Raw genomic sequence first — 20,185 nt, 5'->3', positions numbered from 1 at the left:
GCCGATTGTACTGCAAGCCGCAGCCAAGGCTTGAGTGTCAGTCATCGTCTGTTGGCTTACCTGTGCGCGTGTAACCCAGGTTGTGGTGATGGGTAACAGCGTGGTGGCGCTCTGCTGTGCGGCAGGGGCGGATTTCCGGGAATTTCTCGACTATGGGTCGGCACGTTTAGGCGGTCGGCTTTTTATAGTGCTAATCAAGGCGTGGAGTCCGCAGGGCTCTGCCAATCGAATAATAAAGACAGGGAATCAGCCATGCGTCCGACTATTGGATTTGCCAGAACTGTGCTTGCTTTGGTCTGTGCAGGCTTAATTAGCTCGACTGCCAACGCAAAGATGGTTGAGTTGGCGGACGCCGAGTTGTCGGAAGTGACTGGTCAGGCCTTTATCAACCTGACCACGGACAGCAATGCCGGGATCAACTACACCCGAATCAATTTCGGCATGAATGTCGAAACTCAGCTGAATATGAAGAAGCTGCAATTGGGGCAATACAACGATGCGACCACTCGCCCCGGTGAAGTCGCAGGGTCGTCTGATCTCCTGATCAACAACTTTGCGCTGGGTACGGTCAACGCCGACGACACCATAAATCCTTTCAAAATCGCCAATCCTTTTCTCGAGCTGGCGTACTCGGGGAACAAGGTGGTGGGTGTGCGTATCGGCTTTGGTGAAGCCAAAGGTATTCTGTCTGGGGATATTCAGAATCTGACGGGCAATATTCCAATCAAAATTCAAGGTAGTGCTGGTCCGGTATTCGATCAAGCTAGTGGGTGGGAGCAGTTTCTCTTGAGCATAGCGGGAGTCACCCGCAACACTCGCCTTGAAGCGGATGCCACTCTGGTGCAGACCAATGGCTCTGCTGATCCGGTGCGTGCTACGCATGCCGGTATGGTCAATGGCCAGGTGCTGGGGTGTGTAAGTGGCTGCAATCTAGGTGGGCTATCCGATGCATTGTTGAGTCTGTTTGCCTCAAGCGGCTGCCAGGTGTTGTCGCTGGCCACCTGCTTCCCTTTGAGCAATTTCCAATCTCTGCCCGTGGGCAATATGGGCGTCAATGACTCAGCCGCCACTGCAGCGATTGAAGGCGCCGCCAAAGGGTTCTTTATTTCCATGCAAACCCAGGATGTGGCCTGGCGTGACATGGACAGCAATGCGCTGATCAACACCTTGAAGGGGGCCTTTATGAACCTGCCCAAATACCGTGATGCCAACGGCAATATGGTGGCCCCAATCAATATCGACTTCGAGCAGGCTTTCAATGGTATTCCCCGGCAGGACACCTGCTTGGGCACCGCTACTGCGGGGTGCTGATCATGCGCGCGCTGACTGCTGTTGCTTCGTTGATGCTGCTGTCTGGGGCTGCCCAGGCGGAGTTGCAAGCCCTGGATGACCAGGAACTCTCGGCTGTTCAGGGCGCCGGATTTGGTTTCGTGCTGGATGGTGTGTTGCTGGATGCCTCAGGTGCGGTGATTACCATCAATGACATCAACAACGCTTCGGGGCAGAACGTGCCGATTTCGGTAAAGGAGTTCTACCTTGGTGCGACCGGCAGTAATAAAGGTGCAAACCTGAATCCGGTAAATATTGGTCGGCTGGATCATCCTTTCGAGATCACTTTGGCCAAAGGGGAAACCCTGCGCACCCTGCGTGATGACGGCCAATGGGTGCAGACCACGCCGAGCAATGTCAGCGTGCTGGAGTTCAAGTTTCCCGAGCGCTTGACCGGCGCCGGCGGACAGGCCTGTATCAGCGGTTATGCAGCGGCCGGAAGTAACTGCTCCAGCCGCGCCTCCGAGCGAGTTGATTTAGGGATTCGCTTCGACTTCCAGGTCGCCGCCGGGCGTACCGACATCATCAATCTTGATTTCAGTGAACTGGTTATGGACGGCAGCTACCTGCGGCTATGGGGCGATGACCCGCGTGGACAGTTGGTGGGTGAGGCGCGGGTGAATCTGTTCGCCAAGAGCTTACAGCTTATGTCCTGCGCGGCCGGTACGGCCAATTGCACCACCGCCCAGGAGCAGACCGCTCGCACCCTGACACTGAGCAATGCCTACGCCAATATTTCGCTGGGTTACGGCAAGAGCCAGCCGCTGCTGTTTGATGTCAGCAGTAACGGTCAATTTGTGCTGGAACTGCCCAATCCGGTGACCCGTGCCACCAACGGCAGCGCGCGTCCGGTAGCTGAGCGCAATGCGATTGCCAGTGACTTCTATGCCAACGCCCCACGCACCAATATCGTGATCGATAACCTTAAAGCCGGCACAGGCAGCTTTTCTACCGGTGGCTACAACTTTGGCTACAACGCCATCCAGGGGCTCAGCATCAACTACCTGAAGGTGACCAGCCGTGATCTCTAAAGCCTGGATGCTGAGCGGTATATTGCTGGCCATGCCGGCCTTTGCCGAGTTGCAGGCACTGGACGATGACACCCTGAGCAGCATGAATGGACAGGGTGGGGTTTATCTGTCCGGTGAATTCAGTATCAACAAGGATGGCGGCGTACTGTGGAGCAAGCCGGCCAGCAACAACCCCAGCACCTGGACGGCCAGCCAGCGCAGTTGCGCTACTGCCGGCGCCAGTGCACCGGAAAACTGCGGCATGCGTGTGGCGATTCGCTCTGAGGCCGACGGCGGCTGGTATGTGCTGGACAACCTCAAGGGCGTGTTCAGTTTCGAGGGCCTGACCCTGCGTACGCGCACTATCAACAGTGGCTTCAACGGTGATGGCGCCACTTTCAATCAGGATGTGCTGGAGTTCGGCCTGCCCAACGAGGTGAAGTTCAAGGATGGCAGCTTTGCCTTTGGTGTGGCCAATCAGGGCGGCTGGCAGAACAAATCGTTGAGCGTGGCCAATGGCGGGAATCCGTCGTACCAGCAGACCAATATCTTCTCGGCGAAGATCGACGGCACCATCCGGATGCAGGGCAACGTGCTGATCTTTCCGCAGAACTGAGGAGCAGGGCCATGCATAGTCATTCGCTGTTGTTGCTCGCAGTTCTCAGTCCGCTGACACAGGCCATGCAGGCGCTGGATGATCAGGCGTTGTCATCCGTCAGCGGGCGCGATGGCATCAGCCTGCAAACCACAGGCACAGGCTGGTCGGCTGGCAGTATTGATTACACACAGGATGGCCAGACCCTTAGCCTCAAGGGTGTTAGTGGCACACCGCAAACGGCTGGCAGCAGTTCGACCACCACGCTCGATGTGGTCGGTGATCAACTGCAGATGCAGCACAGTGGCAGTGCTCAGATGCTGAGCGTGGATAACATCGAACTGGTCGGTAGCAGCAAAAGCTTTGGTGCCTTTCGCGCGTTCTTCACCCTGGGCGCCAGCCTCAAACTGAGTGGCGGTGGGGCCAGTGGCGTTAGCGGTTTCAGCGTGGATGACAGTCAGCTGTCGCTGAGCGCGGCGACCTTTTATTACCGCGACAATGGCTTTGACCTGATCGTCAAAGGCCTGTCATTTGATACCTACCTGAACAACGCCTATCTGGATATCGTCAGCGGCGGCAGCGGCCAGGAGATCAAGCTGGACCTAGGTACCTCGCGCTTTGTCGGCTCGATTGCAGGCATCGGTCTCGACTTGGCCCATGGCGACCCGACCCCAGGCGTGGCGGTGACGCCGGGTAGCCCCGACCTGCGTGACGTCGATGCACAGCGCAGCTTTGGCAAGCTGGATATGGATCTGCGCCTGGGTGGCAGCATCAGCATTACTGGGGGCGGCGCCAGCGGCGAGGGGCTGCGGATCAAGCCCAATATCACCATCGCCAATAGCCTGTTCCAGTATCAGGACGAAGGCGTGCTGCGCGCCGAGAACTTCGCCGGCAGCCTGATCAGCAACGCCGGTTTGACCCTGGATCTGGAGCAGGACGGCGTTGGCAGTTACGCCAAAATTGCTTTTCAGGATCTCAACTTCAACGCCACCCTAGGCGGCCTGATCATGGGCAACCCGAATAATCAAAAGCTCGGCGGCCTGGCGCTGGATTTGAACTTCCTCGATCAGGGCGCGCGGCAGAACTGGTTGAAGCTGCGTCCAGGTGGTGATCCCAACTCTGGGCAAAAAGGCATCAGTGCTGACCTCAGCTGGAACATGGTCAACAGCTCGTTGGCACTCACCGATAACGGCAACACCATGTGGTTCAGCGGTCTGCGTACCCACGGCACCGGTCAGTTTACGTTTGATCTGACCAAGAGCTGCGCCGCCGGCGTGAGCACGAGCTGCTATGCCGGCACCAACAGCGATATAAACAGCGGCGGCTACAACGGTCATTTCGATGGCATGCGCCTGGGTTTCAAGAATGTGGTCGGCAGCTATAGCTTCGATGGTCTACGGGTTGGCACTGCGGATGCGCCGCTACAGGGCGGCACCGAGTTGCTGGTGTTGATGGAAATTTTCCCGGCGTACGATTTCACCCTCAACGGCCAGGTCACTCTGCGCGCCGGCGGTGCTGTGGGTGATGGGCTGCGCTACAACGCCGACTTCTATATTAGCGAGGCGAATGCGGCGATTACCGTGGATGAAAACGGCCGTGGTCTTTGGCTCTCAGGCAGCAGCTATGACATGCATTACCGCGAAGGCTCGCTGGATATCAGCAACAACGGCGTCGAGCTGCGGAAAGGCACCTATTGGTCGAAGCTGGATGTCGACAATGTACGCTGGGGCGACCGGCTAACCGGCAGTAGTATTGGTCGTCTGGTGCTCAAGCGTTATGAGCAGGGCTCGACTCTGGCCATCAGCTCGGGCGGCGCTGGTGCGCTGTGCGTTGGCGGTAGTGGCAGCACCTCCAGCGCCTGCGTTGCCAGTGGCGGGCGCTGGGAAGATCGTGGCGACGAGGGCATCTCGGTCAAGCTGAAAAACGTCTTTGTACGCGATGGCACCGGTAACCCGGCCAATACCGTGTCGAACAATGAGAAGCGCAACCAGATCATTATCGAAACCGGGCGGGTCAACGGAGTGAATGGTACGGGCAGTCAATTGGTGGTGGATAACTTCCACACCTCGGACGGCAACCCGAGTAACCCGAACGCCAACGCTTATGGCTTCAACGTCGATCTAAACCTTGATGTGGCACCGACCAAAGTCTGCAACAAAACTGCCTCTGGTTGTGCGCCGGTCAGCCCCGATCCGCTGGGCTTTGCGGTCAACGGCCGGGTGCATTTCAAGGAAGTGAATATCGACCGGATTCAGCACGTCCACCCCACCGGCGGTGCAGTGACTTCGATGTACGGGGTCAAGCTGCAGAACGCCGATATCCGCGCCAACCTGACGGCCACGCCGATCAACTGAACCGCAGAGTACGCGCCGCGTAGGCGCTTGCTGTCGTCATGCCCCTGTCATTCTTGTTGGTCATTCTGCTGGCGCGCTGTAGAGCGCGCCGGTTGTTTCACGTTGGCCGCGCAGTCGTTGCCGATGGTCACTGAATCGAGGAAATATCCCGGTTGCTCTTTCGATATGTGCCGGTTGTCGGCACAATTCGCCTCCACTTTTCGGGGAGGGGTCAGCTTTGCTGATTGCCTGCCGGCCGACTTTGCTAGCACTCAGGGCATAGACACGCAGATGATCAAGACGCCGTACTACCTCATCGACAAACAGAAGCTCTTGGTTAACCTGGAGAAGATCGCCTACGTGCGCGAACACTCCGGGGCCAAGGCGCTGCTGGCGCTCAAGTGTTTTGCCACCTGGTCGGTGTTCGACCTGATGCAGCAATACATGGACGGCACCACCTCGTCCTCGCTGTACGAACTCAAGCTCGGTCGGCAGAAGTTCGCCGGTGAAACCCACGCCTACAGCGTGGCCTGGGCGGATGACGAAATCCCCGAGATGCTCGCCAACTGCGACAAGATCATCTTCAACTCCATCGGCCAGCTTGAGCGTTTTGCCGAAGAATCCGCCGGCAAGGTGCGCGGCCTGCGCGTCAACCCGCAGGTGAGCAGCTCGGATTACCTGCTGGCCGACCCGGCGCGCCCATTCAGCCGCCTCGGTGAGTGGGACCCGGAAAAGATCGCAACGGTGATGGATAAAGTCAGCGGCTTTATGTTCCACAACAACTGTGAGAACGGCAGTTTCGAGCTGTTCGACCAGATGCTAACCACCATCGAGGAGCGCTTCGGCCATCTGCTGCAGCAGGTCGAGTGGGTCAGCCTTGGTGGAGGCATTCACTTCACCGGCGACGACTACCCGCTGGATCAGTTCTGCGCTCGCCTTAAGGCCTTTTCCGAGCGCTTCGGCGTGCAGGTGTATCTGGAACCCGGCGAGGCGGCAATCACCCTGAGTTCCTCGCTGGAAGTCACGGTGCTCGACACCCTGTACAACGGCAAACATCTGGCCGTGGTCGACAGCTCCATCGAAGCACACATGCTCGATCTGTTGATCTACCGGCTCAACGCCAAGATGGAACCCTGCAACGGCGAATACACCTACATGGTGTGCGGCAAGTCGTGCCTGGCGGGTGACATCTTCGGTGAGTACCAATTCGATCGTCCGCTGGCCATCGGCGATCGTCTGTCGTTTATCGACGCAGCGGGTTACACCATGGTCAAGAAAAACTGGTTCAACGGCCTGAAAATGCCGTCCATCGTGGTGAAGCAACTCGACGGTAGCGTTGAGGTGGTTCGCGAATTTGGCTTTGACGATTACCTGTCCAGCCTGTCCTGACAGCTGGCGGTTAAAGGAGAGATAAAGAAATTGAAGAAGAATGTTCTGATCATTGGTGCAGGAGGTGTCGCCAAGGTGGTGGCCCACAAGTGCGCGCAGCACAACGACGAACTCGGTCGGATTGCTATCGCGTCGCGCAACATCTCCAAATGCCAGGCCATCATCGACAGCGTAAAGGCTAAAGGCAGCTTGAAGCAGCCGGCCGAAATCCAGGCCTATGCCCTGAATGCGCTGGATATTGAAGCAACCAAAGCACTGATCCGCGAAACCGAATCGCAGATCGTCATCAACGTGGGTTCGGCCTTCCTTAATATGTCGGTGCTACGCGCCTGCATAGACACAGGTGTCGCCTACCTTGATACCGCCATTCACGAAGAGCCGGGCAAGGTCTGCGAAACGCCACCTTGGTACGGTAACTATGAGTGGAAGCACCTGGCTGAATGCCAGGAGAAGGGCGTGACTGCCATCCTTGGTGTCGGTTTCGACCCAGGTGTGGTCAATGCCTATGCTGCCCTGGCGCAGCAACAGTACTTCGACAGCATCGAGTCGATCGACATCCTCGACGTCAACGCCGGTTCGCACGGCAAGTACTTCGCCACCAATTTCGATCCGGAAATCAATTTCCGTGAATTCACCGGGCAAGTCTGGAGCTGGCAGAACAGCCAGTGGACCAGCAACACAATGTTTGAAGTCAAACGCACCGACGATCTGCCGGTAGTCGGTGAACAGAATCTCTACCTGACCGGGCATGACGAAGTGCATTCCCTGTCCAAACACCTGAACGTGCCCAATGTGCGTTTTTGGATGAGTTTCGGTGAGCACTACATCAACGTGTTTACCGTGCTAAACAGCCTGGGTCTGCTGTCTGAACAGCCGGTGAAAACCGCTGAAGGTCTGGATGTGGTGCCGCTGAAACTGGTTAAGGCCGTGTTGCCGGACCCATCCTCGCTGGCGCCAGGTTACAGCGGTAAAACCTGCATTGGCGACCTGGTCAAAGGCACCAAAGATGGCAAGCCGGCTGAGTTGTTTATCTACAACGTGGCTGACCACAAAGACGCCTATGTCGAGACCGACAGCCAGGGCATTTCCTACACCGCAGGCGTACCACCGGTAGCGGCTGCGCTGCTGGTGGCGCGTGGCGATTGGGATGTATCGCGCATGGCCAACGTTGAAGAGCTGCCGGCTGAGCCGTTCCTCAAATTGCTCGACGTGATGGGCCTGCCGACCCGGATTAAGGACGCCAACGGCGACCGTCCCTGGGGTCAGGCCCTCTGATTGGCTGCGCGTCGGCCCTGCTGCGTTAAAAACAGGCTCAGACGGTGGCTTGCCACCGAACGGCCTTTAGGTCGGCCCAAAGGGTGAGCGGAGCGAGTAATGCTCATGTACAAAAGTACACTCCGCTTCTTCGCCGTTTTGACCAGCCGGAGGCTGTTACTACGTAGCGCCTTGCAGGACTCTAGCTCGCTCAATCAGCCCAGCGCCCGCCATTTGGCGGGCGTTTTGCTTTTTGGCCAGTGGGAAGGGCTTTAGCCGCGATGTGCGCCGCGCTTCCCGCCCGTGGCATTTCACGCGACAATCAACCCTTATCGACACGCGCCCCAACGCCGGGTGCGTGCTATGGCGAATCCGTGAGGAAACCAGCATGAGCAGCAACGACCGCGTCATTATTTTCGATACCACCCTGCGTGACGGCGAGCAGAGCCCCGGCGCGTCGATGACCGGTGAAGAAAAGCTGCGCATCGCCAAGGCTCTGGAGCGTTTGCGTGTTGATGTGATCGAGGCCGGTTTCGCCATCGCCAGCCCGGGCGACTTCGCCGCAGTCAAAGCCATTGCCGAAAGCATCAAGGACAGCACCGTGTGCAGCCTGTCGCGGGCGCTGGACGCGGATATCGACCGCGCCGCAGAAGCGCTCAAGGGTGCCAACTCGGGGCGTATCCACACGTTTATCGCCACTAGCCCGATCCATATGCAGCACAAGCTGCGCATGCAGCCGGATCAGGTGGTCGAGCAGGCCGTGCATGCGATCAAGCGGGCGCGCAACCTGTGCAGTGATGTCGAATTCTCCTGCGAGGACGCCGGTCGTTCGGAAATCGATTTCCTCTGCCGCATCATTGAAGCGGCCATCGACGCCGGCGCGCGCACCATCAATATCCCCGACACCGTCGGCTATGCGATTCCGCACCAGTACGCCGAGACCATTCGCCAGTTGCTCAACCGCGTGCCCAACGCCGACAAGGCAGTGTTCTCCGTGCATTGCCACAACGATTTGGGTCTGGCCGTGGCCAACTCCCTGGCTGCCGTTGTCGCGGGCGCGCGTCAGGTCGAGTGCACCATCAATGGCTTGGGTGAGCGTGCCGGTAACGCCGCGCTGGAAGAGATCGTCATGGCGATCAAGACCCGCGAAGACCTGCTTGGCGTGCATACGCGCATCGATACCCCACATATCCTCAGCACCTCGCGCATGGTCTCTGGCATCACCGGCTTCCCGGTGCAGCCGAACAAGGCCATTGTCGGTGCTAACGCCTTCGCCCACGAGTCGGGTATTCACCAGGACGGCGTGCTCAAGCACCGTGAAACCTACGAGATCATGTCTGCCCAGTCGGTTGGTTGGCACACCAACAAATTGTCGCTGGGCAAATTGAGCGGGCGCAACGCTTTCCGCTCGCGCCTGGATGAGCTGGGTATTGTCCTGGCAGGTGAAGCTGAGCTGAATGCCGCCTTCGCCCGTTTCAAGGATCTGGCGGACAAGAAGCACGAAATCTTCGATGAAGACCTGCAGGCCCTGGTGTCCGATACGTTGGCCGAAGAGGCCCCGGAGCATTTCAAGCTGATTACCCTGGATGTAGCCAGCAAGACCGGTGAAGTGCCCCAGGCGCAGGTGGTGGTCAGCATTGACGGCGCCGAACACAGCGCCAATGCCCAGGGCTCGGGGCCGGTGGATGCGACCTTCAAGGCCATTGAGTCGATCGCCAGCTCGGAGGCCAACCTGCAGTTGTATTCGGTCAACGCCATCACCCAAGGCACCGATTCGCAAGGCGAGGTGACCGTACGTTTGGAGAAGGGCGGACGCATCGTCAACGGCAATGGCGCCGACACCGACATTCTGGTGGCGTCGGCCAAGGCCTATGTCAACGCACTGAACCTGATGCAGGCCGGGCAGAAGGCTCACCCACAGGCGGCTGACGTTTGATTGCAGAACTGCGCCGTCGTGCCTACCTGAGCGCCATGCAGGTAGCCAGTTGGCTGCCGCGTGTAGAGCTGCCGTTTGCAGCACCTTCGCGCCCGGAATTGCTGCAACCGCTGGTTGAGTCCGCGCCTGAGCCGGAGGTGGCTGCTGCCGCGCCACAGGCGCTTGCTGAAGCGGCGCCAGCCTATGAGGCGCCACTTGCCGAAGCGCCCGTAGCTGCGCCTGCCCCTCGGCCTAAGATCGAAGTGCCACGCCCGGCGCCTCAGGGGCGTATGGCCAAGGCTGAAGCCGTTGCCGCCGACGCCGAAACACAGGTGGCGCCGCCAACGCCTGTCGCGCCACCGCGTTTTGCCCTGCAATTGCTGCGTGCTGGTGCCTGTGCGGTGCTGGTCGAGCTGCCCACTGGCGAGCCGTTGCAAGGGCGCGATCCGGCTTATCTGTTGCTCAAGGATCTGCTACGCGCCGCCGGTCTGCCGGACAGCCCGCAACTGATTGGCGAGCCGGTGCGCTGGCCGCTGCTGGTGCGCGGTCAGATCGATCAGGGACCGCAAGCGGCGCTGGAATATGTGCAGAGTTTTGTCGGCGCGCGGCTGGAAGAGCAGGAGCCCTGCAGTTGCCTGTGGCTGGTGGGCTTGCCGGCTATTCGCTTTGCCGGTGAGGCCACTGCCGACGCCTATAACCGGGAGTTGCAGGTCGAGGGGTTGGGCACTGCCTGGGCGCTGCCGGGCCTGGAGTTGCTGATGGATGAGCCCGAGCGCAAGCGCGAGCTGTGGCAGGCCATGCGGCGCGTGCGTCAGCGCTGGTTGGCCGATAATTGAATACACCTTTTCCCGGCCGCTTGGCCGAGGTTTCTCCTGCTTGCCGAGTCAACCTGAATGAGTGATGCAATCAGCTTCCGCCCGATGACTGCGACGGATATCGACGCGGTGCTGAAAATCGAATACGCCGCGTTCAGCCATCCCTGGACGCGCGGCATCTTTACCGACAGCCTGACCTCCTACAACTGCTGGGTAATGTTTGAAGGTGAGCAGCAGGTCGGTCACGGCGTTATCCAGATCATCATGGACGAGGCGCACCTGCTCAACATCACCGTCAAGGCGGAAAGCCAGGGCCGCGGCCTGGGCTTGAAACTGCTCGAGCACCTGATGCAGCAGGCCCAACAGCAGGGCGCCAATGACTGCTTTTTGGAGGTACGGGCGAGCAATCAGGTGGCGTACCGCTTGTATGAGCGCTACGGCTTTAATGAGGTCGGCCGGCGTCGCGACTACTACCCAGCCGTCGGTGGTCGTGAAGATGCCCTGGTAATGGTCTGCCCGCTGTTCGACTAGTCTCTTGCCCAGCCTGCGACTGACCCGATTGGCTACCGCCCACGGCGTTATTCGCCGCTGACCTGACTCAGGGCTTGTCGCATACTGGCGTGCGCTGCCCAGCTGCAGCGGTATTCGGCCCATTGCCCTAAGGATTTGTCATGCGCCTGTCTGCTTCGTTGCTTGCGGTGTTCTGCCTATTCACCGCCGCTCAGGCCTTCAGTGCCGAACGCAGCTTTACCATCCTGCACACCAACGACTGGCAGTCACGCCTGCTCGGCTTTGGCCCGAACAACGAATATTCCCCGGCCACCACAGGCGATGACGACACCGTCGGCGGTGTCGCGCGCCTGGCTACTTTGCTGGAACAGCGCCGCGCCGCTGCTGGCGAACAACCGGTGCTGCTGCTCGACGGCGGCGATTTCAGCATGGGCACGCTGTTTCATACCGTGACCCGCGAAACCGGCGGCGAGCTGCGCCTGATGACCGAGCTGGGTTACGACGCCGCGACCCTGGGTAATCACGAGTTCGATTTTCGTCCGGCCGGCTTGGCCGCGATGATCAGCTCGGCATACAAGATCAAGGGCGATGCGCTGATGCCTTTGCTGTCGAGTAACCTTGGCTTTGACCCCGCGCGCAAGGAAGACGACAGCCTGCAGGCGCACTACCAGGCTGGGCGCATTGCGCCGTACAAACTGATCGACAAGGGTGGCATCCGCTTTGGTCTGTTCGGCCTGCTCGGTAACAACGCCGTGGCGGTCAGCCCGATGATCAAGCCAGCGGTGTTTGCCGATCCGGTCGCGACCGCTCAGGCCATGGTTGCCAAGCTGCGCGAGGAGGGCGCAGAGGTGGTGATTCTGCTCTCGCACATGGGCGTGGTGCAGCAGGAGGACGGTAGCTGGCGCGGTGAGGAGGTCGAGCTGGTTGAGCAGGTGCCGGGCATCGATATCGTCGTCGGTGGCCATTCGCACACGGCGTTGGCGCAACCTGTGCTGGTCAACGGGCGTACGCCAGTGATGCAGGCTGGTTCCGAGATTCAGCACCTGGGCGAGCTGCATATGCGGCTGCTGGCTGATGGCAAACCGCAGGTTGTCGATTACCAGCTGCACCCAATCAACGACCAGATTGCTGGCAGCGCCGCGATCACCGCCAAGGTCGAGGACTTCAAGCAAGTGGTTAGCGCACAGATGCTGGCGCCCAAGGGCTACACCTTCGATCAACCGTTGGCCAGGGTCGACAAGACCCTGACCCGTGAGTACGACGACCCGATCCTCGGCAACCTCGTCACCGATGCCCTGCGCCAGGCCACGGGCAGCGATGTGTCGTTCACCGGCAACGGCACCATCCGTGACAACCTGATCATGGGGCGACAGGGCGTGCAGGCAGTGTCCGACTTGTTTCGCATCGCCCCGCTGGGTGTGGGTGAGCTGGATGATGCGCCGGGCTATCCGCTGATCAAGGTGTATGTCAGCGGTCAGGAACTGAAGAACCTGCTTGAGGTGCTGCTGCTGGCTTACCAGCTGCGCGAGAGCAAAAGCTATTACCCACGCGTGTCAGGCCTGCGCTTCAGCTACAACCCCTGGCGTGTGCCGTTCGACCGGGTCAGCCGAATTGATCTGGGCGACCCGATTAAGGGCTACACCCCCTTGGATCTGGCGGATCAACGCCTCTACAGCATTGGTGCAACCAGCTATGTCGGCAGCTTTACCTGGTTGGTCAGTGACTTGACTAAGGGGCTGCTCAACGTACAACCCAAGGATGCCGAGGGCCGGCCGTTATTGGCGATCAAGGACGCGATCATCGATGCCGATTCGCAGCAGCCCGGTGTGCAGGAATATAAAGAGTGGCAGGGGCTGCTCGACCATATTCGCAGCCTGCCAGACCTGGATGGCGACGGTCTGGCCGATATCCCGACCCAGGGCGCGGCCGCCGAGCAGCGTATGCTGCGAGCGCCAAGCCTGCAGCCTGCCGAGCTGTACCGCTATGCGGGGCCATTGCAGTGGGGCGTAAGCCTGGTGCTGTTAGCGGGGCTGCTGCTGATTATCTGGTTGCTGCGTCGCCGCCGCGCCTGATCAAGTTCGCTGCCGCCCGTTTGCTGTGACGGCGGCTAACCCGTGCTTGTCAAAAGCCCGTGGCGCTCCTATGGTGCGCATCGACGAATCCGGGAGTGAAGCATGAGCGATCTACAGCACCTCTTCGACAACAACGCGCGTTGGGCCGAAGCGATCAAGGAAGAGGATCCCGAGTTCTTCGCCAAGCTGGCCCAGCAGCAAGTGCCGGAGTACCTGTGGATCGGCTGCTCCGATGCGCGGGTGCCGGCCAACGAGATTGTCGGCCTGCTGCCGGGCGATCTGTTCGTCCATCGCAATGTCGCCAACGTGGTGCTGCACACCGACCTCAACTGCCTGTCGGTGATCCAGTACGCGGTCGATGTGCTCAAGGTCAAACATATCCTGGTCACCGGCCATTACGGCTGCGGCGGCGTGCGCGCATCCATGCAGGACACCCAGTTCGGCCTCATCGACGGCTGGCTGCGCAGCATTCGTGACCTGTACTACGAGCACCGCGAACACCTGGCGCAGTTGCCCAGCGAGGAAGAGCAGGTCGACCGCCTCTGCGAACTCAATGTGATCCAGCAGGTGGCCAACGTCAGCCACACCACCATCGTGCAGAACGCCTGGCATCGCGGTCAGCCGCTGGCGGTGCATGGCTGCATCTATGGCATCAAGGACGGCCGCTGGAAGAACCTCAACGTCACCGTCAGCGGTATGGAACAACTGCCGCCGCAATACCGTCTGCGTCCGCTCGGGCAGAGCTAGGCTATGCAGCCTTCCGTGCGTGTAGCGCTGGCCGGTTTGCTGCTGGCGACGCTGTGCTGGTCCGGTAATGCCCTGGTGGCACGGGCGTTTGCTGGCGAGATTCCGCCGTTCGCCCTGTCATTCTGGCGCTGGAGCCTGGCCCTGGTTCTGCTGTTGCCATTCGTGGCCAAGCCGCTGTGGCAGAACCGCGCTGCACTGCGCACCGCCGGCTGGCGTTTGTTGCTGCTCGCTGGCGTCGGCATCGCTGGCTACAACAGCCTGCTATACGCCGCCGCGCAAACCACTGCGGCGATCAATATCACCTTGGTCAACACCTGCCTGCCGCTGATGACCTTTATCGGCGCCGGCCTACTGCTCGGTGAGTGGCCGCATCGCCGTGCCTGGTGGGGGATGGCAGTGGCTGCAGGCGGATTGCTGGTGCTAATCAGTAAAGGCAGCTGGGCCAGCCTCAGTGGCCTGGCATTTAACAGGGGCGATCTGATCATGCTGCTAGCGGTGGCCGACTGGGCGCTCTATTCATTGCTGCTGCGACGCTGGGCCAGCTACCTGCTGCCGATCCCTCCGCTGGCTCTGCTTGGTGTGCTGATGCTGCTGGGCGTACCACTCATTCTGCCGTTCTATCTTTACGAGCTGGCCCAAGGCGCATATTTCAACCTGACAGCAGAGAACGTGGCCGCCATCAGCTACACCGCGATCTTCGCTTCGCTGCTCGCCTACCTCGCCTGGAACCACGCCATCCGCGTTCTCGGTGCCGCCAAAGCCGCTCTGAGTAACTACCTGATGCCGGTGTTCACCGCCATATTGGGTTGGCTGTTGCTGGGCGAGGGCTTGCAGAGTTATCACTGGCTAGGTGCCGCGCTGATCTTTTCGGGCTTGCTGCTGGGGACGCAGGTGCGCGTACGAATTCGGTGAGTAGAGTCTTAGAAGGGGTATTTTCAGGTGTGTGAGTAGCACAAGCTTGGCTGCGGTCACTGTGGTGCGGGCGTAGTCATGACGGTAAGTTCATCTCAAACGCAAGCGTTGGGCCTCCGTGGAAAAGCTACGCTCACAAAAAAGGGCTTACCTTTCGGTAAACCCTTGTTTTGTTTGGTGTCTACGCAGGGACTTGAGCCCCAACACTTTGCTGGCGGACAATCAGAAGTCGGCCTAATGCAATTTGAATAGGCAACAAAAAACCCGCCGAAGCGGGTTTCTTCAAGACCATTCTGACATCCTGTCAGAAGCCTCCTAGGCCATGGCCGATCATCCTTGATCCTGAGCGCGTCCTGCGCTTCAGTTGATGTGTGTAGATTAGATTCGGGGGCTAAGTGTGAACAGAGGCGATTGCAGCCACAGCGTGTAAGCCTTTCGCTATAGCGGCAACTTATGAGCTTCTGTTGTTTATACGTTTGGTTTACTTGGCCGCAGTAGCAGGACTGGTGTTGCGGTGGATTGCCAGGTGGTTGGCGATGCACATATCGAATGCTTCCACTAGGAACAGGTTAGGTTTGCCTGCAACTGGCGGCACTAGGCAGCGACTAGCAACACGTTTACCAAGAATTTCCGTGTCCATGTAAATCACGTTCACCGGCGCTTTGGTAGGGTTTTCCTGTTCAGTGAAGTATGCGCGGGTGTGTTCCTCATCACCGGCGGTCTTTTCAATCTGTGCGCTGTCGATCGGGGTCGTCACGACTTCGCTGGCTGGATAGGTTGGTGGGCCGATGAGTGCAACGCCAATTGGGCCTGTCAACATACCTAGCGCTACGCCCTTGCGCAGCTGTGACTGCAGGTTGGCGTAGGTCACGAAGTGCCGCACTTTGATGTTCGGTTGATCTGCGAGCTCAGGGAACGCCTCGTAGGCGCGGTGGGCCAGCAAGCGTGGCCCTGTAGGTGCTGTTGCCTCGTCGGCTACGCGATAGATGGCGTAGGCACTGCTGGTGATCATCAGGCTGAAGATTTCTTTCTCGGATTCGCTCTTGGGGCGCAAGTCCTCGATGGTGATTTTGTCTGACTGCTCAATACCAGGGAAGGTTGGTGGTGGCGTAGTAGGCCCGGTAGCGCAACCGGTAAGGGCAATTGCAGTGAGGGCGAGAAAACTTTTTATAGCGCGCATAGCGACATCCTGTTGTCGTGGGTTACATCGAGGGGGGGTAATTGCGTGCGGAATGCTCGCCTAAATGACTGTAATGTTCAATTGCCATTACTAGCATGATCAGGCGTTCAACGAGGACAGTTACGCCACGCTATCGCGTTGTTCTCTTGAACTGAGAATTACGAGGCAAGAAAGGGACACTTGTGGGGCACCCCAAAAACAAAAAAGGGCTTAGCTTTCGCTAAACCCTTGTTTTGTTTGGTGGCTACGCAGGGACTTGAACCCCGGACCCCAGCATTATGAATGCTATGCTCTAACCAGCTGAGCTACGTAGCCGAGTGGCGCGCATTATTCGCGTCTTGGGGTTGAGTGTCAACCCTGTTGAGTGAAAATTTCTGCGCGCGATCAATCGCTTACACGTTAAAGCGGAAATGCATGACGTCGCCGTCTTTAACGATGTATTCCTTGCCTTCCAGGCGCCACTTACCGGCTTCTTTGGTTCCAGCTTCGCCTTTGTATTGGATGAAGTCGTTGTAGGCGATGACTTCGGCGCGGATAAAGCCTTTTTCGAAGTCGGTGTGGATTACGCCAGCGGCCTGTGGGGCGGTGGCGCCGACTTTTACGGTCCAGGCGCGGACTTCTTCGACGCCTGCGGTGAAGTAGGTTTGCAGGTTGAGTAGTTCGTAGCCCGCGCGGATTACGCGGTTCAGGCCCGGTTCTTCCAGGCCTAGGGCTTCAAGGAACATGTCCTTCTCTTCACCGTCGTCCAGTTCGGCGATTTCTGCTTCGATCTTATTGCACACCGGCACTACGGGTGCACCTTCGGCGTCGGCAATGGCCTGAACGATGTCGAGCAGTGGGTTGTTCTCGAAGCCGTCTTCGGCGACGTTGGCGATGTACATCACCGGCTTGCTGGTGAGCAGGTGGAAGCCGCGTACCAGTTGCTTCTCGTCGTCACCCAGGGTCTTCATCAGGGTGCGTGCTGGCTTGCCTTCACTGAAGTGGGGGATGAGTTTTTCCAACAAGGCTTTTTGCGCGACAGCTTCTTTGTCGCCGCCTTTGGCGTTGCGAGTGGTCTTCTGCAGTTGCTTTTCGCAGCTGTCGAGGTCGGCGAAGATCAGTTCGAGGTCGATGATCTCGATATCGCGCTTGGGGTCGACGCTGTTGGCAACGTGAATAACGTTGTCGTCTTCGAAGCAGCGCACCACGTGGGCGATAGCGTCGGTTTCGCGAATGTTGGCGAGGAACTTGTTGCCCAGGCCTTCACCCTTCGACGCGCCTTCCACCAGGCCGGCGATGTCGACGAATTCCATGGTGGTTGGCAGGATGCGTTTGGGGTTAACGATGGCTGCCAGCGCCGCGAGGCGTGGATCGGGCATTGGCACGATGCCGCTGTTTGGCTCAATGGTGCAGAACGGAAAATTCTCGGCCGCAATACCGGATTTGGTGAGGGCGTTGAACAGGGTGGACTTACCGACGTTGGGCAGGCCGACGATGCCGCAGTTGAATCCCATGGTGTTGTCCCTCGCACGGATGGCGGTAAAGAGTTAGGAGGTGGCTTTCTGGCTGTGCAGCTTGTGCATTGCCTTGCTCCAGTCGCCTGCGAGTATTTCCGGCAGGGTGCCTAGGGCAAAGTCGATGCTGGTATCCAACAGTTCCTGTTCGCTGCGTGGCGCGCGGCCGAGGACGAAGTTGGAGACCATGCTGCTGTGCCCGGGATGGCCGATGCCAAGCCGCAGGCGGTAAAAATTATTCTGATTGCCGAGCTGGGCGATGATGTCGCGCAACCCGTTATGCCCGCCGTGCCCGCCACCCTGTTTGAGTTTGGCGACGCCGGGGGGCATGTCGAGTTCGTCGTGGGCCACCAGAATAGCTTCCGCGGGTATGCGGAAGAAATTCGCCAATGCAGCTACGGCCTGGCCGCTGCGGTTCATAAAGGTGGTGGGGATCAGCAGACGAACATCGCGGCCTTGATGGCTGAATTTGCCAACCAGGCCAAAATATTTTTTGTCGAGGCTCAGATTGATGCGCTGGCTGTCTGCCAGGCGCTCAACGAAAAGGGCCCCTGCATTATGCCGGGTCTGGTCGTATTCAGGGCCGGGGTTACCCAGGCCAACGATCAGTTGTACGGCAGTCATGTCAGGAGCCCTTTTGTGGAAATAGCTCGGCAGAATCGCATGCCGAGCTGGTTTCCGACGCTGCGAGGTTTACTCGGCAGCGCCTTCTTCTGCGTCTTTAGCAACGCGGGAGGCGTGGATGTTAGCCACTGCCAGGTCGTTACCGTGAGCCAGTGCAACCAGCTCAACGCCTTTCGGCAGTTTCAGGTCGGCCAGGTGAACGATCTGACCCACTTCAACGGCAGCCATGTCGACTTCGATGAATTCCGGCAGATCTTTCGGCAGGCAGGAAACTTCTACTTCCGACAGAACGTGGGAGACTTCGCCGCCTTGCTGCTTAACGCCAACCGAAGTTTCCTGGTTGATGAAGTGCAGGGGAACGATAGCGGTCAGTTTCTGGCCGGCGACTACGCGAACGAAGTCAGCGTGCAGCACATAGCCTTTGGCTGGATGGCGCTGCAGGGCTTTGATGATCACGCTTTCGTTGCTGCCGGCTACGTTCAGGCTCAGTACGTGGCTGTAGGCTGCTTCGTTTTCCAGCAGTTTGGCCAGTTCTTTGGCCAGCAGGCTGATCGATTGTGGTGCTTTTTCGCCACCGTAAATTACGGCAGGAACCATGGCAACGTTACGACGCAGGCGGCGGCTCGCACCTTTCCCCAGGTCGGAACGCACTTCGGCATTCAGGGCAAATTCAGTCATTTCACTTCTCCAAAATAACCAAACCGTCCGTTACGCTTGCGACCAGCGACGGGACGGTTGGTTGAAAAGCCATGCCATTAGGGCAGGGCGTTTGCGTTCAGGGCGTATTCCGAATTAACGGAACATCGCGCTGATCGATTCTTCATTGCTGATGCGGCGAACCGCTTCAGCGACTACCGGGGCGATGTCCAGTTGGCGAATGCGCGAACAGGATTGCGCGGCGGCGGACAGCGGGATGGTGTTTGTCACCACCAGCTCGTCGAGTACGGATTTTTCAATGTTTTCGATCGCGCGGCCAGACAGTACAGCGTGTGTGGCGTAGGCGAAGACTTTCGACGCACCGTGTTCTTTCAGCGCTTTGGCGGCGTGGCACAGAGTGCCGGCGGTATCCACCATGTCGTCGACCAGGATGCAGGTACGGCCTTCAACATCACCGATGATGTGCATCACTTCGGAGTGGTTGGCTTTCTCACGGCGCTTGTCGATGATCGCCAGGTCAACACCCAGGGACTTGGCCACGGCGCGTGCACGCACTACGCCGCCGATGTCCGGGGAGACGATCATCAGGTTTTCAAAGCGCTGGTCTTCGATGTCGTCCACCAGTACTGGGGAGCCGTAGATGTTATCTACCGGAATATCGAAGAAGCCTTGGATTTGATCCGCGTGCAGGTCGACGGTCAGAACCCGGTCGATGCCTACTACGGTAAGCATGTCAGCCACAACCTTGGCGCTGATTGCCACGCGAGCGGAGCGCGGGCGGCGGTCCTGGCGGGCATAGCCGAAGTAGGGGATAACTGCAGTAATTCGGGTCGCTGAGGAGCGGCGGAAGGCGTCGGCCATCACTACCAGTTCCATCAGGTTGTCGTTGGTTGGCGCACACGTCGGCTGAATCAGGAAGACGTCTTTACCGCGGACGTTTTCGTTGATTTCAATCATGATCTCGCCGTCGGAGAACTTACCGACAGAAGCATCACCGAGGGGAATGTGCAGCTGACGTACGATACGTCGCGCCAGATCGGGGTTAGCGTTCCCCGTAAAAACCATCATCTTGGACACGCGCAGTACCTGCCGGCTGGGGGTATACCTGGATGAGTACAGAAATGGCAGGGGCGGCTGGATTCGAACCAACGCATGCCAGGATCAAAACCTGGTGCCTTACCGCTTGGCGACGCCCCTGTATCCTGTGTAACCGAATGCTTTGAGTTGTGTATCCGCTCCAGGGCGGAAATGGCAGGGGCGGCTGGATTCGAACCAACGCATGCCAGGATCAAAACCTGGTGCCTTACCGCTTGGCGACGCCCCTATTACCGTACAACTCTGTGCTCTTAA

Annotated in this window: 17 protein-coding genes and 3 tRNA genes; 12 read left to right on the top strand and 8 right to left on the bottom strand. The window is 58.9% G+C overall.

Annotation, left to right across the window (positions count from 1 at the left end):
• The first annotated feature begins 252 nt into the window (after positions 1-252).
• The 12 genes from ACIGEK_RS20855 to ACIGEK_RS20800 all read left to right on the top strand — a co-directional run bounded on the left by ACIGEK_RS20855 (position 253) and on the right by ACIGEK_RS20800 (position 14,881).
• On the top strand, positions 253-1,311 hold the full coding sequence (locus ACIGEK_RS20855; protein ID WP_397495165.1) for a DUF6160 family protein: 1,059 nt from the start codon (positions 253-255) through the stop codon (positions 1,309-1,311).
• A 2-nt stretch (positions 1,312-1,313) separates the two neighbouring features.
• The gene (locus ACIGEK_RS20850; RefSeq protein ID WP_397495151.1) at positions 1,314-2,360 is read left to right on the top strand and encodes a hypothetical protein; all 1,047 of its coding nucleotides are present in this window, start codon (positions 1,314-1,316) and stop codon (positions 2,358-2,360) included.
• Positions 2,350-2,955, top strand: a complete 606-nt coding sequence (locus ACIGEK_RS20845) for a DUF6160 family protein (protein ID WP_397495150.1) — start codon at positions 2,350-2,352, stop codon at positions 2,953-2,955. Before ACIGEK_RS20850 ends, ACIGEK_RS20845 begins: the two co-directional genes overlap by 11 nt.
• Before the next feature lie 11 nt (positions 2,956-2,966).
• A complete protein-coding gene (locus ACIGEK_RS20840) occupies positions 2,967-5,288 on the top strand; it encodes a DUF6160 family protein (protein WP_397495149.1) in 2,322 nt (773 codons plus the stop codon).
• Between the two features lie 270 nt (positions 5,289-5,558).
• A complete protein-coding gene (locus ACIGEK_RS20835; protein ID WP_397495148.1) occupies positions 5,559-6,656 on the top strand; it encodes a carboxynorspermidine decarboxylase in 1,098 nt (365 codons plus the stop codon).
• A 30-nt stretch (positions 6,657-6,686) separates the two neighbouring features.
• The gene (locus ACIGEK_RS20830) at positions 6,687-7,931 is read left to right on the top strand and encodes a saccharopine dehydrogenase family protein (RefSeq protein WP_397495147.1); all 1,245 of its coding nucleotides are present in this window, start codon (positions 6,687-6,689) and stop codon (positions 7,929-7,931) included.
• Positions 7,932-8,298: 367 nt separating this feature from the next.
• Positions 8,299-9,846 (top strand): 2-isopropylmalate synthase, encoded by a 1,548-nt coding sequence (locus ACIGEK_RS20825; protein ID WP_397495146.1) that lies wholly within the window; start codon positions 8,299-8,301, stop codon positions 9,844-9,846.
• A complete protein-coding gene (locus tag ACIGEK_RS20820) occupies positions 9,843-10,661 on the top strand; it encodes an energy transducer TonB (protein WP_397495145.1) in 819 nt (272 codons plus the stop codon). Before ACIGEK_RS20825 ends, ACIGEK_RS20820 begins: the two co-directional genes overlap by 4 nt.
• Before the next feature lie 57 nt (positions 10,662-10,718).
• Entirely contained in the window at positions 10,719-11,171 is a 453-nt protein-coding gene (rimI, locus tag ACIGEK_RS20815) for a ribosomal protein S18-alanine N-acetyltransferase (RefSeq protein ID WP_304866532.1), read from the top strand.
• A gap of 140 nt (positions 11,172-11,311) precedes the next feature.
• Complete coding sequence (locus tag ACIGEK_RS20810) at positions 11,312-13,222, top strand: bifunctional metallophosphatase/5'-nucleotidase (RefSeq protein ID WP_397495144.1); 1,911 nt, start codon at positions 11,312-11,314, stop codon at positions 13,220-13,222.
• Positions 13,223-13,324: 102 nt separating this feature from the next.
• Positions 13,325-13,969, top strand: a complete 645-nt coding sequence (gene can, locus ACIGEK_RS20805; protein WP_160013434.1) for a carbonate dehydratase — start codon at positions 13,325-13,327, stop codon at positions 13,967-13,969.
• Positions 13,970-13,972: 3 nt separating this feature from the next.
• Positions 13,973-14,881: a DMT family transporter gene (locus ACIGEK_RS20800; protein ID WP_397495143.1), complete on the top strand. Its 909-nt coding sequence runs from the start codon at positions 13,973-13,975 to the stop codon at positions 14,879-14,881.
• 481 nt (positions 14,882-15,362) lie between these two features.
• Here the strand turns inward: ACIGEK_RS20800 and ACIGEK_RS20795 are convergent, their stop codons facing one another.
• From ACIGEK_RS20795 to ACIGEK_RS20760, 8 genes are all read right to left on the bottom strand, one after another.
• A complete protein-coding gene (locus ACIGEK_RS20795; protein ID WP_397495142.1) occupies positions 15,363-16,061 on the bottom strand; it encodes a hypothetical protein in 699 nt (232 codons plus the stop codon).
• A gap of 238 nt (positions 16,062-16,299) precedes the next feature.
• Positions 16,300-16,376, bottom strand: a tRNA-Met gene (locus tag ACIGEK_RS20790).
• A 77-nt stretch (positions 16,377-16,453) separates the two neighbouring features.
• The gene (gene ychF, locus ACIGEK_RS20785) at positions 16,454-17,554 is read right to left on the bottom strand and encodes a redox-regulated ATPase YchF (protein ID WP_397495141.1); all 1,101 of its coding nucleotides are present in this window, start codon (positions 17,552-17,554) and stop codon (positions 16,454-16,456) included.
• Between the two features lie 33 nt (positions 17,555-17,587).
• On the bottom strand, positions 17,588-18,178 hold the full coding sequence (pth, locus tag ACIGEK_RS20780; protein ID WP_397495140.1) for an aminoacyl-tRNA hydrolase: 591 nt from the start codon (positions 18,176-18,178) through the stop codon (positions 17,588-17,590).
• A gap of 69 nt (positions 18,179-18,247) precedes the next feature.
• Positions 18,248-18,856, bottom strand: a complete 609-nt coding sequence (locus tag ACIGEK_RS20775; RefSeq protein ID WP_397495139.1) for a 50S ribosomal protein L25/general stress protein Ctc — start codon at positions 18,854-18,856, stop codon at positions 18,248-18,250.
• A gap of 114 nt (positions 18,857-18,970) precedes the next feature.
• The gene (locus tag ACIGEK_RS20770) at positions 18,971-19,912 is read right to left on the bottom strand and encodes a ribose-phosphate pyrophosphokinase (RefSeq protein ID WP_090251437.1); all 942 of its coding nucleotides are present in this window, start codon (positions 19,910-19,912) and stop codon (positions 18,971-18,973) included.
• A 45-nt stretch (positions 19,913-19,957) separates the two neighbouring features.
• Positions 19,958-20,032 (bottom strand) — tRNA-Gln (locus ACIGEK_RS20765).
• A 52-nt stretch (positions 20,033-20,084) separates the two neighbouring features.
• A tRNA-Gln gene (locus tag ACIGEK_RS20760) sits at positions 20,085-20,159 on the bottom strand.
• Positions 20,160-20,185 lie beyond the last annotated feature (26 nt).

The organism is Pseudomonas sp. NPDC079086 (assembly GCF_044542155.1).
Lineage (GTDB): Bacteria > Pseudomonadota > Gammaproteobacteria > Pseudomonadales > Pseudomonadaceae > Aquipseudomonas.
This window is presented reverse-complemented; position numbering and strand designations above follow the sequence as displayed.